Origin of the sequence: Neoroseomonas oryzicola, from assembly GCF_012163135.1 — a bacterium.
Classification (GTDB): domain Bacteria; phylum Pseudomonadota; class Alphaproteobacteria; order Acetobacterales; family Acetobacteraceae; genus Neoroseomonas; species Neoroseomonas oryzicola.
Window position 1 is genome coordinate 1 of record NZ_JAAVUP010000020.1, and the last position, 12,247, is coordinate 12,247.

Here is a 12,247-nt window from a genome sequence, read left to right on the forward strand (position 1 = left end):
GCCGGATACACACCCGCTACGACAAGCTCGCCGCCAATTTCGCCTCGGCCGTCGCCATCGCCGCCATCCTCATCGGATGGACCTGATTGAGTCTGGAGCCTAGAGCAGATCCCGATCAGGTGGACTCACCTGATCGGGTGAAGATGCTCGCGAAAACAATAGCCTGGAGACGTTGCCGTGAGCCATGGCGAACGGAAGCGGCTCTAGGCGGACGGCCCGCGGGTCGCGGGCCTACCCACCGCTGATCCAGGTCATCACGATCATCTCGCCCCCCGGCGGGATGGTCGTCTCGAGACTGGCCCGCTCGCCGCCCACGAAGATGTTGAGGTGCCGGCGGATGGCGGGCGTGGAATCGCACAGGCGGTCGCGCATCCCCGGCCACCGCCCATCCAGCGCCGCGATCGCCTCCGCCACGCTGCCCGCCACGACGTCCACCTGCCCCGGCGCGCCGGGAAACAGGCGCCGCAGCGCCTCGGGCAGCAGGACGGTCACCGCCTCAGCCATCGCGCACCAGCGTCTCGACGCTCAGGATCGTCGGCAGGTGCTCGGCGATGCTGGACCAGGTCTCGCCTTCGTCGGCGCTCGCGAACAACCCGCCGCCGCTGGTCCCGAAATAGACGCCGGCGGGTTCCATCCGGTCGGTCGCCATCGCCCGGCGCAGCACGCCGAAATAGGCGTTCTTCTGCGGCAGCCCCGCGCGCATCGCCTGCCAGCTCGCCCCGGCATCCCGCGTGCGCCACACCGCAGCGGCCGCCCCGGGCATGAATCGCCCGGCCTGGTCGCCGTTCAGCGGCATCAGGAACAGGATGTCCGGGTCGCGCGGATGCGCCGCGGCCGGAAAGCCGAAGGAAGACGGCAACCCCGCCTCGATGCTCTCCCAGCGCCGCCCGCCGTCGTCGCTGCGGTACATGCCGCAATGGTTCTGCTGGTACAGCCGGTCGGGCATGCCCGCCGCCATGGCGAGGGCATGCACGCATTGCCCGTGCTCGGGATAGCGCTGCTCCTCCGGCGCGTAGTCCTGCCGGGTGCCGCGGTTGCGCGGCGCCCAGGTCGCACCGCCATCCTCGGTCGCGAAGACCCCGGCGACCGAGACCGCCACCCAGACGCGGTTCGGATCGGTCGGGTGCGTGACGATGCCGTGCAGGATCATCCCGCCGCCGCCCGGCTGCCATTCGGGCCGGCTCGGGTGCTCGCTCAGCCCCGTTACATGGGTCCAGGTCTCGCCGCGATCGGTGCTGCGGAACAGCCCGGCCGGTTCCACCCCGCACCAGAGCGTCCCGTCGGGCCCGAGCGCCAGGGACCAGGCCGACTTGATCGGCGTCTGCCCCTCCGGATAGGCCAGCCCCGCGCTGGAATGCGTCCAGGTCCGGCCGAGATCCTCCGACCTCCACACCGCCGGTCCGAACCATTCGTTACCGCCAGCGGCCCAGATCGTGCCCGTCGCCGGATCGGCGATGGCGTGGTTGATCGGCCAGGTCTCGCAGAAGGGCCCGCGCAACGCCCAGTCACGCCGGCCGGCATCGCCCTCCGCGATGAAGGCCCCCTTCTTGGTGCCCAGCAGCAGCAGCACGCGTCCCGTCATGGCGTCGTCTCCCTCGATCCGTCGTGTTGCGCCCCGCCGCCGAACAGCGCGTCCAGGCGTTCGAGCGATTCCGTCCAGCCGCGCCGGTGCCGCGTCGCGGTCGCCTCGTCGGCGAAGCGGTCATGCACCAGCGTCAGTTCCGTGCCCTCGGCCACCGCGCGCAGGCGGACGGTCACGCGGGACTGCCGTTCGGGCATGCTGTGCCAGGCCCAGGTGAAGGCGAGGCCCTCGCCCGGCGCCACCTCCGTATAGGTGCCGCCGACCTCGTGCCGCTCGCCGTTCTCCTCGCGCAGCACGACGCGGAAGCGCCCGCCGGGCCGGACGTCGAGCTCGGCCTCCTCCACCCGCGTGTGGTGCGGGCCGAACCAGGTCGCCAGCGTCTCCGCCCGGATCCACGCGGCGAAGACCTGCGCCGGCGAGGCCCGCAGGCGGCGGACCAGGGTCAGGCTCGGCGTCACGGCGCGCGCTCCAGCGCCGCGGCCAGGCGGTCGAGGCTTTCCTCCCAGAAGCGCGCATAGCGCTGCAGCCAAGCCATCGCGTCCTCGAGCGGCGCGCCGACCAGCCGGCAGGTCACGGTCCGCCCCGCCTTCTGGCGCGCGACCAGCCCTGCCCCTTCCAGCACGTCGAGGTGCTTCATGACCGCCGGCAGGGACATCGGCAGCGGCTTCGCGAGCTCGCTGACCGACAGGCTGCCGTCCTCGGCCAGGCGGGCCAGTATGGCGCGGCGCGTGGGGTCGGTCAGCGCACCGAAGACGCGGTCGAGCGAAGGTTGGGATAACTGAACCATTCGGTTAAGTTTCAGCGCAACGTTCCGGGCGCGTCAAGCGGAGAGGGGCGCCGCCCCTCTCCGAACCTCACCCCGCCAAAGGCCTAAGGGCCTTTGGAAGCCATCACTTTTGGGTGTCCAGAGGCCTTCAGGCCTTTGGCGGGGAGGCTTGGAGGGGCAGCGCCCCTCCGGTCGCCCGCCGCGCCGGCGCATCCATCAGCCCGGCCACGATCGCCTTCCGCACCGGCCCCAGCACGGCCCCGGCCCCGATCAGCGCCGCCCGCACGGCCCGCGCCGGCGCCCGGTCGTCCGAATAGAGCCGTGCGATCGCATTGGTCGCGAGGAACAGCGGCAGCGTCGCCCGCCGGTGTGCCGCGGCGTAGCGCGACAGCCCCGCCGCGTGCCCCGGATCGGCCGCCGCCCGGATCTCCCGCGCCAGCATTTCGGCCCCGGAGAGGCCGAAATTGAACCCATGCGCCGTGACCGGATGCATCCCGACCGCGGCGTCGCCCAGCAGCGCGAAACGGCGCCCCGCGAAGCGGTGCGCATAGGTCGCGACCAGCGGATAGGCGTGCCGCGTCCCTGCCGGGCTCATGGCGCCGAGCCGCCCCTCGTAGCGGCGCGCCACTTCCTCGGCGAAGGCCTCGGGCGTCATGGCCATCAGCCGGTCGGCCATGGCCGGCGGCAGGGTCAGCACGACCGAGGAGATATCGCCCGCCAGCGGCAGCATGGCGATGGTCTGGCCATGGCCGAACCACTCCGTCGCGACGCCGCCATGCGGGCGTTCATGCGCGACGCGCGCAACGATCATGGTGCGCCCGAAATCGAGCATCTGCGCCCCGATCCCGGCCCGGCGCCGCGCCTCGGAGAAGCGGGAATCCGCCGCGACGACCAACCGCGCCGCGACCTCCTCCCCGCCGTCGAGCGTCACGACCGCGCCCTTGGCGCCAAGCGCAAGCCCCGTCACCGCGCGCCCGGCCATCAGTCGCGCCTCGCCCTGCGCCGTCATCGCCTCGAACAGCGCGCGGCGGATCAGGTGGTTCGGCACCAGCCGCCCCAAAGGCTCGTCCCCGCCCGGCGCGAAGCGCAGCGCGAGCGGCGAGGCCCCGTTGATCACCTTCGCCTCGCGCAGCGGGGCCATCTCCGCCGCCGGGATGCGCTCCCAGGCACCGAGGTCGCGCAGGATCGCCTGGGACCGGTGGGTCAGCGCGATCTCGCGCCCGTCGAAGGCGGGGTCGGCAATGGAGGCCTCCGGCGCGCGTTCCAGCAGTGTGACCATCCGCCCGCTGCCGGCCAGGGCGCAGGCCAGTGCCAGCCCCGCCGGCCCCGCCCCGATGATCGCGACATCCGTGTCCATGCCGTCACGTCCCCCGGACGGCCGTGGCCGTCCATGATCCAGCGCAATCAGCGCGCGTCCTCGTCCTCGAGCGCCTGGCCCGCCCGGTGCCGGCGCAGCAGCAGCAGCCCGATCCCGGCCGAGACGACGAAGAGTGCCACCGCCAGCGCCAGCTGCCACGCCCCGTCCACCCGGATGCCCTTGCCGAGCAGCGCGAAGATCACCGTCTGCGGCAGGTATCCGACGGCCGAGCCCGCCAGGAACGGCACCAGCGGAATGGACGCCATGCCCGCCAGAAGGTTCAGCGCCAGGTTGTTGCCGACCGGCAGCAGCCGCAGCGCCAGCGTCGCGTTGAACGGGCTGCCGGCCAGCACGTCCCGCAGCGGCCGCAGCCGGTGGCCGAAGCGCCCGGCCAGCCGCCGTTCTGCCCAGCCCCGCCCGACCGCCCGAGCCCAGCCATAGGACACGGCGCAGCCCGCCACCTGGGCGGCCAGGGACAGCAGCGTCCCCTCGACCGTTCCGAAGGCATAGCCACCGAGGAAGGCGACGCCCTGCCGCGGCACGCCGGCGGCCGTCGCCGCCGCGCCCATCGCCACGAAGACGACGTCGCCCAGCAGCCCCTGCCCCAGCACCCACCGGTCCACCCAGTCGGTGCCTGGCGCGAAGCCGATGCTGCGCAACAGCAGCCCCGCCACGGCGAGGCCCGCCGCCAGCACGCCCAGCTTGACCAGCGCCGCGCGGCGCCGGGCGGACGCCGCCTCCGCGGTCATGGCCCTGTGTCGCGCTCGATGGCCGGTCGCTTGCCGCGCCGCTGGAGCCAGGCCATGCCGATCAGGTCGAAGATGCTGACCAGCAGCCGGTCGAGCGTCCCGTAGTTCGACGCCCCGCGCACCCGCGGCCGGTGGTTCACCGGCTCGCTGACGACCGCCCCGCCCTGGCGCAGCGTCAACGCCGGCAGGAAGCGGTGCATGTGGTCGAAATGCGGAAGGTCGAGGAACAGGTCCCGCGCGAAGACCTTCAGCCCGCAGCCGGTATCCGGCGTCGCATCCTTCAGCAGGCGGGAGCGCACGGCGTTCGCGATCCGGCTGGAATACCGCTTGATGCCGCTGTCCTTGCGGTTCACCCGATGCCCCGCGACCAGGGTGCGGCGCCCGGCGGCGGCCTCGGCCTCGGCGCGGGCCAGCATCTTCGGGATGTCGGCCGGGTCGTTCTGCCCGTCCCCGTCCAGCGTCGCGATCCAGCGCCCGCGCGCTGCCTTCACGCCGGTGATGACCGCGGCCGACTGCCCGCAGGACGCCTTGTGGCGCAGCGCATGGACCGGCGCCCCGGCCTCGCGGGCGGCCTGCAGCGCCGCCCAGGTGTCGTCGGTCGACCCGTCGTCGACATAGACGATCTCGTACGGCACGGCGGCCAGCGCAGCCTCGATCTCGGCCACGAGGGGGCCGATGTTCGGCGCCTCGTTGCGGACGGGGATCACGACGGAAAGGGTCGGCGGTGCTGCGCCCGAAGGCACGGCAGGGGCGGCCCCGGCACTCGGCTCGGGAGACATGGCGGCGGCGGGTAGCAGGGGCGCACGTCCCGGGCAAGCCGCCCCGGTGCGCGATGCGCGACCCCGGCCTATATCGCCGCCATGCCGTTCGATGCCCGCACCCTCGCCGCCCCGCCCGCCGACCGCTCCGCCGCCGATGCCCGCGCCGTCGCGCGGTGGCTGCTCTTCGTGGCCGGCCTCGTCTGGATCATGGTCGCGATCGGGGGCGCCACGCGCCTGACCGGGTCGGGCCTGTCGATCATGGAATGGGCGCCGATCGCCGGCACCCTGCCGCCGCTGTCCGAAGCCGAGTGGCAGCGCCTTTACGATCTCTACCGCACCATCCCGCAGTATCAGCTGGTGAACGCGGGATTCGGGATCGAGGGGTTCAAGGAGATCTTCTGGCTGGAATGGATCCACCGCTTCTGGGGGCGGCTCATCGGCCTCGCCTATGTCGCGGGCATGGCGTGGTTCTGGCTGCGCGGGCGGGTGCCGGCGGGGCTGAAGCCGCGCCTCGTGCTGCTGCTCGCCCTGGGCGGCGCGCAGGGAGCGATCGGCTGGTTCATGGTCGCCTCGGGCTTCGAGGCCGACCGCACCGCCGTCTCGCCCTACCGGCTCGTGGTGCACCTCTCGATGGCGTTCCTGCTCTACGCGATGCTGGTCTGGACGGCGCTGACGCTGCTGCGCCCCGTGCCCGGGCGTGACGCGCCGCCGGCGGGGCTGCGGCGCCTCGTTCACATCTCCGCGGGGCTCGCGGTCTTGACCATGCTCGCGGGCGGTTTCGTCGCAGGACTCCGGGCGGGCTTCAACTACAATACCTTTCCCCTGATGGATGGACGCCTCGTGCCCGAGGGCTACTGGGACCTGTCGCCGGCCTGGAAGAACGTCACCGCCAACATCGCGGCGGTGCAGTTCAACCATCGCCTGCTGGCGACCGCCGCCCTGCTGCTCGCCGGCTGGGCGATGGTCCGCGCGTGGCGGACCCTGCCGCGCGGGCGCGTGCGCGGCGCCGTCATGGGCCTCGGCTTCGCGGTGGCGCTGCAATACGGCCTCGGCGTCGCGACGCTGCTGCTGGTGGTGCCCGCATGGCTCGGCACGCTGCACCAGGCGGTCGCGGTGCTGGTGCTGACCGGCGCGCTGCTCGCGCTCCATGCCCTGCGCCGGCCCGCGCCCCAACCCGCGCCCGGATGACGCCGGAGGCCGCCGCGCTCCGGGCCCTCGAGGCCCTGCCCCACGCCATGCTCGTCGTGGACGGGGCGGACCGGCTGGTCCTCGCCAATGCCGCCTTCTGGCGCGATGCGGGCGCGGAGGCGAACCGCTTCCCGCCAGGCACCGCGCTCGCCAACGTCTTCCGCCTGATGGCCTTCCGTGGCCTGCTCGGGCCCGGCGAGCCCTCGGCCCTCGCCGCCGAGGCGCTCGCGCAGGACCGCACGCGGCCCTCGCGGCGCAACCAGCGCAACGCCGACGGCAGCCGCCTCCACGACGTCGCCATCGTGCCGCTGGCCGATGGCGGCTTCGCGATGCTGCTGATCGACATCACCGCCTTCCACCGCGCCGAGGCCGCGGCGCGGGAACGCGCGACGCTGCTCGAACGCGCGCTGACCGGCCAGCGCGGCGGCATCGCCCTGTTCGACGAGGCGCAGCGCCTCGTGCTGCACAATCCCGCCTACCGGCGCCATTCCGGCGCGAACCCCGAGGTGCTCGCCGGCAACCCGACGCTGCAGCAGGTGCTGCAGGCCCTCGACGCGGCGGGGGAATTCCTCACCGCCCGCGACCGCGAGCACCTGCGCGAAGGCCTCGCCGCCGACCGCCGCGCGCCGCGCTCGGCGCAGCGCCAGCGCGCCGACGGCTCGGTCGTCCGCTACGTCAGCACGCCGCAGCCCGAAGGCGGCTTCCTGATCGAATCCGAGGACATCACCGACCTCAGCCGCGCCGAGGACGAGGCCCGCCGCCGCGCCGCCATCCTGGACGGCGTGCTGGAGGCCCTGCCCCAGGGCGTCTGCGTCTGGGGCCCGGATTCCCGGGTGACGATGTTCAACGCCGCCTATGCGCGGCTGATGGAAGGCGCCCCGCTGCAGGTCGGCGACACGCTGTGGGACGTGATCCGCCGCCGCGCCGAGGCCGGCGAATACGGCGCCGGCGAGGCCGAGGCGATCTATGCGCGCGAGATGGCGCGCGACCTCTCCCAGCCCCAGGCGCGGCGGCGGCTGCGCGCCAACGGCACCGCGCTCGACGTCCGCACCGCGCCGCTGCCCGATGGCGGGCACATCTCGGTCGTCACCGACATCACCGAGCTTTGGCGGGCGGAGGAGGAAGCGCGCCAGCGCGCCTCGCTGCTCGAGACCGCCATGGCGTCGATGCGCCACGGCCTGGTCGTCTTCGGCCCCGACCACCGCGTCCTCGTCGCGAACGAACTGGCCGCGCGCCTCGCCGGCCACGAGCCGCACGAGGTCTGGCCGGGCCGGTCGATCGAGGACCTGATCCGCTCCCAGCACGCCCATGGCGGCCTTGGGCCCGAGCCCGAGGCGACCCGCATCGTCGAGGCCGCCCTCGCCCTCGACCGCAGCAAGCCCCACCGCTCGGTCCGCGCGACGCCGGACGGACGCGTCGTCGAGGTCGCCTCCGACCCCACGCCGGATGGCGGCTTCATCATCACCCATGTCGACATCACCGCCGTCGCGCGCGCCGAGGCCGAGGCCCAGGCCCGCGCCACCATCCTGCAGGTGATGCTCGAGAACATGCGCCACGGCATCTGCCTCTTCGACGCCGAGGGCCGCATCGTGGCCGCCAACGCCCTGGCCGCGCGCATGACCGACCTGCCCCCGGATGCGCTGCGGCCCGGCCGCCACATCCTGGACCTGCGGGAGGAGCAGATCCGCGCCGGCGCCTATGGTCCGCCCGAGGAAGCGCGCCGCGTGCTCGGCACGCGCTGGGACAACCCGCTGCGCGCGCCCGACCGCTACGTCCGCCGCCGCCCGGACGGGCGCATCATCGAGGTGACGACCGACCACACCCCGGACGGCGGCTATGTCCGGACGTACAACGACGTCACCGAGGACCGGCGCATCCGCGACGAGCTCGAAAGCGCCCGTAGCGCCGCGGAAGCCGCGAGCGCGGCCAAGTCACGCTTCCTCGCGACCATGAGCCACGAATTGCGCACGCCGCTCTCGGCCGTGATCGGCTTCGCCGAGGCGCTGCTGACCGATCCCGCGCCCGAGGAGGTCGGCGAATACGCGACCGCGGTGCGCGATGCGGGGCGGCAATTGCTCTCCCTGATCGACGACATCCTCGACGTCGCGAGCGCCGGCGGCCCGGCCGCGCCGGCCGCCGCCACGCCGGTGGGCGCCGCCGCGCTCGCCGCCGAGGTCGCGGCCGCGATCCGGCCGGCGGCCGAGGCGGCGGGCCTCGACCTCGCGGTGGAGGCCGCCGCGGGGCTGCCGCGCCTCGCCTGCGACGCGCGCCGGCTGCGCCGCGTGCTGCGCGCGTTGCTCGACAACGCGGTGAAGTTCACGCCGGCCGGCGGGCGGCTGACCTTCGCCCTCGGGCCGGATGGCGCGGGCGGGGTCGCCTTCCGCATCGCCGACACCGGCATCGGCATGGCGCACGAGGACATCCCCCGCGCCTTCGAACCCTTCACCCAGCTCGATTCCGCCCTGTCGCGCCAGTTCGGCGGATCGGGGCTGGGCCTGCACCTGGCCCGCTTGCTGGCGGAAGCGATGGGCGGCAGCCTTGCGCTCACGAGCGCCCCGGGCCAGGGGACCACGGCCACCCTTCGCCTGCCGCGGGAGATCACCATCTCTCAGGCGGTGCCCCAGGAGATCCCATGACCGCCCTTGCGACCACCGACGCCCTGTTCTTCGGCCTGCTCGACCGGGACGCGGCCGAACGCCGCCTGCGCGAGGCGACCGAGGGCTGCGAGGACGGGGAGCTCTTCCTCGAATACCGGGAGAGCGAGGCCATCGCGATCGACGACGGCCGCATCCGTTCGGCTTCCTACGACGCGACGCGCGGCTTCGGCCTGCGCGCGGTGAGCGGGGAGGCGGCGGGCTACGCCCATGCCGGGGAACTCTCCGACGCGGCGCTGGCCCGCGCGGCGGAGACGGTGAAGGCCGTCCGCCAGGGCCGCTCCGGCACGCTCGAGGCCGGGCCGCGCGCGACCAACGCGCGCCTCTATTCCGACGCCAATCCGCTGACGGCCATGGATTTCGGCGCCAAGACCGCCCTGCTGCAGGAGATCGACGCCTTCGCCCGCGCCCGCGACCCCCGCGTCGTCCAGGTCTCGGCCTCCATCACCGGCGAATGGCAGGCGGTGCAGATCCTGCGCCCGGACGGTCAGCGCGTGGCCGACCTGCGCCCGCTGGTGCGCTTCTCGGTCTCGATCGTCGTGGAGAAGGACGGGCGGCGCGAGACCGGGTCCTTCGGCACCGGCGGCCGCTTCGACTATGCCCGCATCCTCGCCGGTGAGACCTGGAAGGCGGGCGTCGAGGAGGCGCTGCGCCAGGCCCTGGTGAACCTCGACAGCGTGCCCGCCCCGGCGGGCGAGATGGAGGTCGTGCTCGGCCCGGGCTGGCCCGGCATCCTGCTGCACGAGGCGATCGGCCACGGGCTCGAGGGCGACTTCAACCGCAAGAAGACCTCCGCCTTCGCGGGATTGCTCGGCCAGCGCATCGCCGCCCCCGGCGTGACGGTGGTGGACGACGGCACCATCCCCGACCGCCGCGGCTCGCTGACCGTCGACGACGAGGGCACGCCCTCCGGCCGCACCGTGCTGATCGAGGACGGCATCCTCACCGGCTTCCTGCAGGACCGGCAGAACGCCCGGCTGATGGGCGTCGCGCCCACCGGCAATGGCCGCCGCCAGTCCTACGCGCACGCCCCGATGCCGCGCATGACCAACACCGTCATGCTGGGCGGACAGCACGCACCGGAAGACGTGCTGTCGAGCGTCAAGCGCGGGCTCTTCGCCGTGAATTTCGGCGGCGGGCAGGTGGACATCACCTCGGGCAAGTTCGTCTTCGCGGCCAGCGAGGCCTACCTGATCGAGAACGGGAAGATCGGCGCGCCGGTGAAGGGTGCGACGCTGATCGGCAACGGCCCGGATGCGCTGACCAAGGTGGCGATGGTGGCGAACGACATGGCGCTCGACCCGGGGATCGGCACCTGCGGCAAGCAGGGCCAGGGCGTGCCGGTGGGCGTCGGCCAGCCGACGCTGAAGATGACCGGCCTGACGGTCGGTGGCACCGCGGTCGGCTGAAGGATTTCCTCGCGCCGGCTGGCCCGCCGGCGCGAGGCTACGGTCGCCTTTCGGGAGCACCGCCCATGGACCCCAGGATCCCCGTCGACGAGGCCGCCCTTCGCGCGGTGGAGGAAGAACGGCGCCGCCAGACAGGCGAAAATGTCGAAGCCGGCCTGGACGGCGCGGCGGACATCGTGGACCTGACGCTCGATGGCACGCTGGCGGCCGTGGCCGACGGCGCGGTGGCGGTCGCCGAGGGCGCGGTGAACCTGGTCGGCGCCGTGATCGGCGGGCTGCTCGAGGGCTGACCCGCTGGGCGGCCGAGAGCAGATCCCGATCAGGTGGAATCACCTGATCGGGTGAAGATGCTCGCGAAAACGAAGGCCTGGAGGCGTTGCCATGAGCCGTGGCGAACGGAGGCGACTCTAGATCGCCGCCTCGGAAAAGATGCGCGAGACGTCGCCGCCCCAGACCGTCGCGTTGCGCTCGAGCCAGCGATCCGCCTGGGTCTGTCCCGTCGCCACCACGAAGTCGAGCGGATCGAGGAACATCTCCTCCCCCGCGCCGCGCGCCTTCAGGCCGTCGCGGGCGATGGCGAGCACGTCGCGCGCGACATCGCGCAGCGACCGCCCGCCGATGGTCGCCTCCAGCGCCTGGGCCGGCGCCGCCTCGCGCAGCGCGCGCATCTCCGCGACGCTCCAGCCCTTGGTCAGCGCCCGCGCCGCCTTCTGCGCGGCGTCGTCGTAGATCAGCCCGACCCAGAAGGCCGGCAGCGCGTTGAGGAAGGCCGGCGCGCCCGCGTCCGCCCCGCGCATCTCGAGGAAGCGCTTCAGCCGCACATCGGTGAAGACGGTCGTGACGTGGTCCGCCCAGTCCCCCATCGTCGCCGTGTGGCCCTTGAGCTTGTCGGCTCGGCCTTCGAGGAAGGCGCGGAAGGACATGCCCGCCGCGTCGATCCACTGCCCGTCGCGCATGATGAAGTACATCGGCACGTCGAGCACCCAGTCGGCGAAGCGCTCGAAGCCGAAGCCGTCCTCGAAGGCCACGGAAGGGATGCCGGTGCGATCGGGATCGGTGTCGGTCCAGACCTTGCCGCGCAGCGTTCGGTAGCCGTTGGGCTTGCCCTCGGCGAAGGGGGAATTGGCGAACAGCGCGGTGGCGAGCGGCTGGAGCGCCAACGACACGCGCAGCTTCTCGACCATGTCGGCCTCGTCGCCGAAGTCGAGGTTCACCTGCACCGTGCAGGTCCGCAGCATCATGTCGAGGCCCATATGCCCGACGCGCGGCATATATTCCCGCATGATCGCGTAGCGGCCCTTGGGCATCCACGGCATCTGCGCGCGCGTCGCCAGCGGATGGAAGCCGAGCGGCGCGAAGCCGAGCCCGAGCGGCGCCGCCACCCGGCGCACCTCATCGAGATGCTGCGCGAGTTCCGCCGCGGCGTCGTGCATGTTCGCAAGCGGCGCGCCGGAGAGTTCAAACTGCCCGCCCGGTTCGAGGGAGACCGAGGCTTCCCCCCGCTTCAGCCCGATCGGATTGCCGCGGTCGAGGATCGGTTCCCACCCGAAGGCCATCAGCCCTTCGAGCATGGCCCGGATGCCGCCCGGTTCGTAGGGCGGCGGCGAAAGGTCGTCGCGGCGGAAGCCGAACTTCTCGTGCTCGGTCCCGATGCGCCAGCGCTCGCGCGGCTTGCTGCCGGCGGCGAACCACTCGGCAAGCTGACGCGCCGAGGTGATCGGCGTGGGATCCGACTCGCCAGGATTCGACATGCAGCCCTTCCGCGGTCGCCGCAGGACGCG

12 protein-coding genes are annotated in these 12,247 nt (G+C 73.2%); 4 read left to right on the forward strand and 8 right to left on the reverse strand.

All coding sequences use genetic code 11. From position 1 onward, the window contains the following. Positions 1 to 231: 231 nt before the first annotated feature. From GWK15_RS24425 to GWK15_RS24455, 7 genes are all read right to left on the reverse strand, one after another. Positions 232 to 504 carry a MoaD/ThiS family protein gene (locus GWK15_RS24425; RefSeq protein WP_168044030.1) on the reverse strand — a complete coding sequence of 91 codons (273 nt, stop codon included), beginning with the start codon at positions 502 to 504 and terminating at the stop codon, positions 232 to 234. Next, on the reverse strand, positions 497 to 1,582 hold the full coding sequence (locus tag GWK15_RS24430) for a WD40/YVTN/BNR-like repeat-containing protein (protein ID WP_168044031.1): 1,086 nt from the start codon (positions 1,580 to 1,582) through the stop codon (positions 497 to 499). The genes GWK15_RS24425 and GWK15_RS24430 overlap by 8 nt, the downstream gene beginning before the upstream one ends. After that, positions 1,579 to 2,040, reverse strand: coding sequence for an SRPBCC domain-containing protein (locus tag GWK15_RS24435; protein ID WP_168044032.1), 462 nt, complete (start codon positions 2,038 to 2,040; stop codon positions 1,579 to 1,581). The genes GWK15_RS24430 and GWK15_RS24435 overlap by 4 nt, the downstream gene beginning before the upstream one ends. Further along, positions 2,037 to 2,369 (reverse strand): ArsR/SmtB family transcription factor, encoded by a 333-nt coding sequence (locus GWK15_RS24440; RefSeq protein ID WP_168044033.1) that lies wholly within the window; start codon positions 2,367 to 2,369, stop codon positions 2,037 to 2,039. The genes GWK15_RS24435 and GWK15_RS24440 overlap by 4 nt, the downstream gene beginning before the upstream one ends. Positions 2,370 to 2,496: 127 nt before the next feature. Beyond that, the gene (gene ubiM, locus GWK15_RS24445) at positions 2,497 to 3,705 is read right to left on the reverse strand and encodes a 5-demethoxyubiquinol-8 5-hydroxylase UbiM (protein WP_168044034.1); all 1,209 of its coding nucleotides are present in this window, start codon (positions 3,703 to 3,705) and stop codon (positions 2,497 to 2,499) included. Positions 3,706 to 3,752: 47 nt separating this feature from the next. After that, the gene (locus GWK15_RS24450; protein WP_168044035.1) at positions 3,753 to 4,454 is read right to left on the reverse strand and encodes a TVP38/TMEM64 family protein; all 702 of its coding nucleotides are present in this window, start codon (positions 4,452 to 4,454) and stop codon (positions 3,753 to 3,755) included. Next, positions 4,451 to 5,161 carry a glycosyltransferase family 2 protein gene (locus GWK15_RS24455; protein WP_456306874.1) on the reverse strand — a complete coding sequence of 237 codons (711 nt, stop codon included), beginning with the start codon at positions 5,159 to 5,161 and terminating at the stop codon, positions 4,451 to 4,453. The genes GWK15_RS24450 and GWK15_RS24455 overlap by 4 nt, the downstream gene beginning before the upstream one ends. Before the next feature lie 153 nt (positions 5,162 to 5,314). Between GWK15_RS24455 and GWK15_RS24460 the strand changes: the two genes are divergently transcribed. From GWK15_RS24460 to GWK15_RS24475, 4 genes are all read left to right on the forward strand, one after another. Further along, positions 5,315 to 6,403: a COX15/CtaA family protein gene (locus tag GWK15_RS24460; RefSeq protein ID WP_168044037.1), complete on the forward strand. Its 1,089-nt coding sequence runs from the start codon at positions 5,315 to 5,317 to the stop codon at positions 6,401 to 6,403. After that, positions 6,400 to 9,039, forward strand: coding sequence for a PAS-domain containing protein (locus GWK15_RS24465; RefSeq protein ID WP_168044038.1), 2,640 nt, complete (start codon positions 6,400 to 6,402; stop codon positions 9,037 to 9,039). The genes GWK15_RS24460 and GWK15_RS24465 overlap by 4 nt, the downstream gene beginning before the upstream one ends. Beyond that, positions 9,036 to 10,466, forward strand: coding sequence for a metalloprotease TldD (tldD, locus tag GWK15_RS24470; RefSeq protein WP_168044039.1), 1,431 nt, complete (start codon positions 9,036 to 9,038; stop codon positions 10,464 to 10,466). Before GWK15_RS24465 ends, tldD begins: the two co-directional genes overlap by 4 nt. 65 nt (positions 10,467 to 10,531) lie before the next feature. Then, the gene (locus GWK15_RS24475; protein ID WP_168044040.1) at positions 10,532 to 10,756 is read left to right on the forward strand and encodes a hypothetical protein; all 225 of its coding nucleotides are present in this window, start codon (positions 10,532 to 10,534) and stop codon (positions 10,754 to 10,756) included. Between the two features lie 117 nt (positions 10,757 to 10,873). On the opposite strand, the gene GWK15_RS24480 is transcribed toward GWK15_RS24475, so the two are convergent. Next, positions 10,874 to 12,217, reverse strand: coding sequence for a glutamate--cysteine ligase (locus GWK15_RS24480; RefSeq protein WP_168044041.1), 1,344 nt, complete (start codon positions 12,215 to 12,217; stop codon positions 10,874 to 10,876). Positions 12,218 to 12,247 lie beyond the last annotated feature (30 nt).

What these genes read in the sequence shown, in the direction of transcription:
- GWK15_RS24425 (WP_168044030.1), bottom strand. Translation starts at nt 504, where the DNA reads ATGGCTGAGGCGGTGACCGTCCTGCTGCCCGAGGCGCTGCGGCGCCTG.
- GWK15_RS24430 (WP_168044031.1), bottom strand. Translation starts at nt 1,582, where the DNA reads ATGACGGGACGCGTGCTGCTGCTGCTGGGCACCAAGAAGGGGGCCTTC.
- GWK15_RS24440 (WP_168044033.1), bottom strand. Translation starts at nt 2,369, where the DNA reads ATGGTTCAGTTATCCCAACCTTCGCTCGACCGCGTCTTCGGTGCGCTG.
- ubiM (WP_168044034.1), bottom strand. Translation starts at nt 3,705, where the DNA reads ATGGACACGGATGTCGCGATCATCGGGGCGGGGCCGGCGGGGCTGGCA.
- GWK15_RS24450 (WP_168044035.1), bottom strand. Translation starts at nt 4,454, where the DNA reads ATGACCGCGGAGGCGGCGTCCGCCCGGCGCCGCGCGGCGCTGGTCAAG.
- GWK15_RS24460 (WP_168044037.1), top strand. Translation starts at nt 5,315, where the DNA reads ATGCCGTTCGATGCCCGCACCCTCGCCGCCCCGCCCGCCGACCGCTCC.
- GWK15_RS24465 (WP_168044038.1), top strand. Translation starts at nt 6,400, where the DNA reads ATGACGCCGGAGGCCGCCGCGCTCCGGGCCCTCGAGGCCCTGCCCCAC.
- tldD (WP_168044039.1), top strand. Translation starts at nt 9,036, where the DNA reads ATGACCGCCCTTGCGACCACCGACGCCCTGTTCTTCGGCCTGCTCGAC.
- GWK15_RS24475 (WP_168044040.1), top strand. Translation starts at nt 10,532, where the DNA reads ATGGACCCCAGGATCCCCGTCGACGAGGCCGCCCTTCGCGCGGTGGAG.
- GWK15_RS24480 (WP_168044041.1), bottom strand. Translation starts at nt 12,217, where the DNA reads ATGTCGAATCCTGGCGAGTCGGATCCCACGCCGATCACCTCGGCGCGT.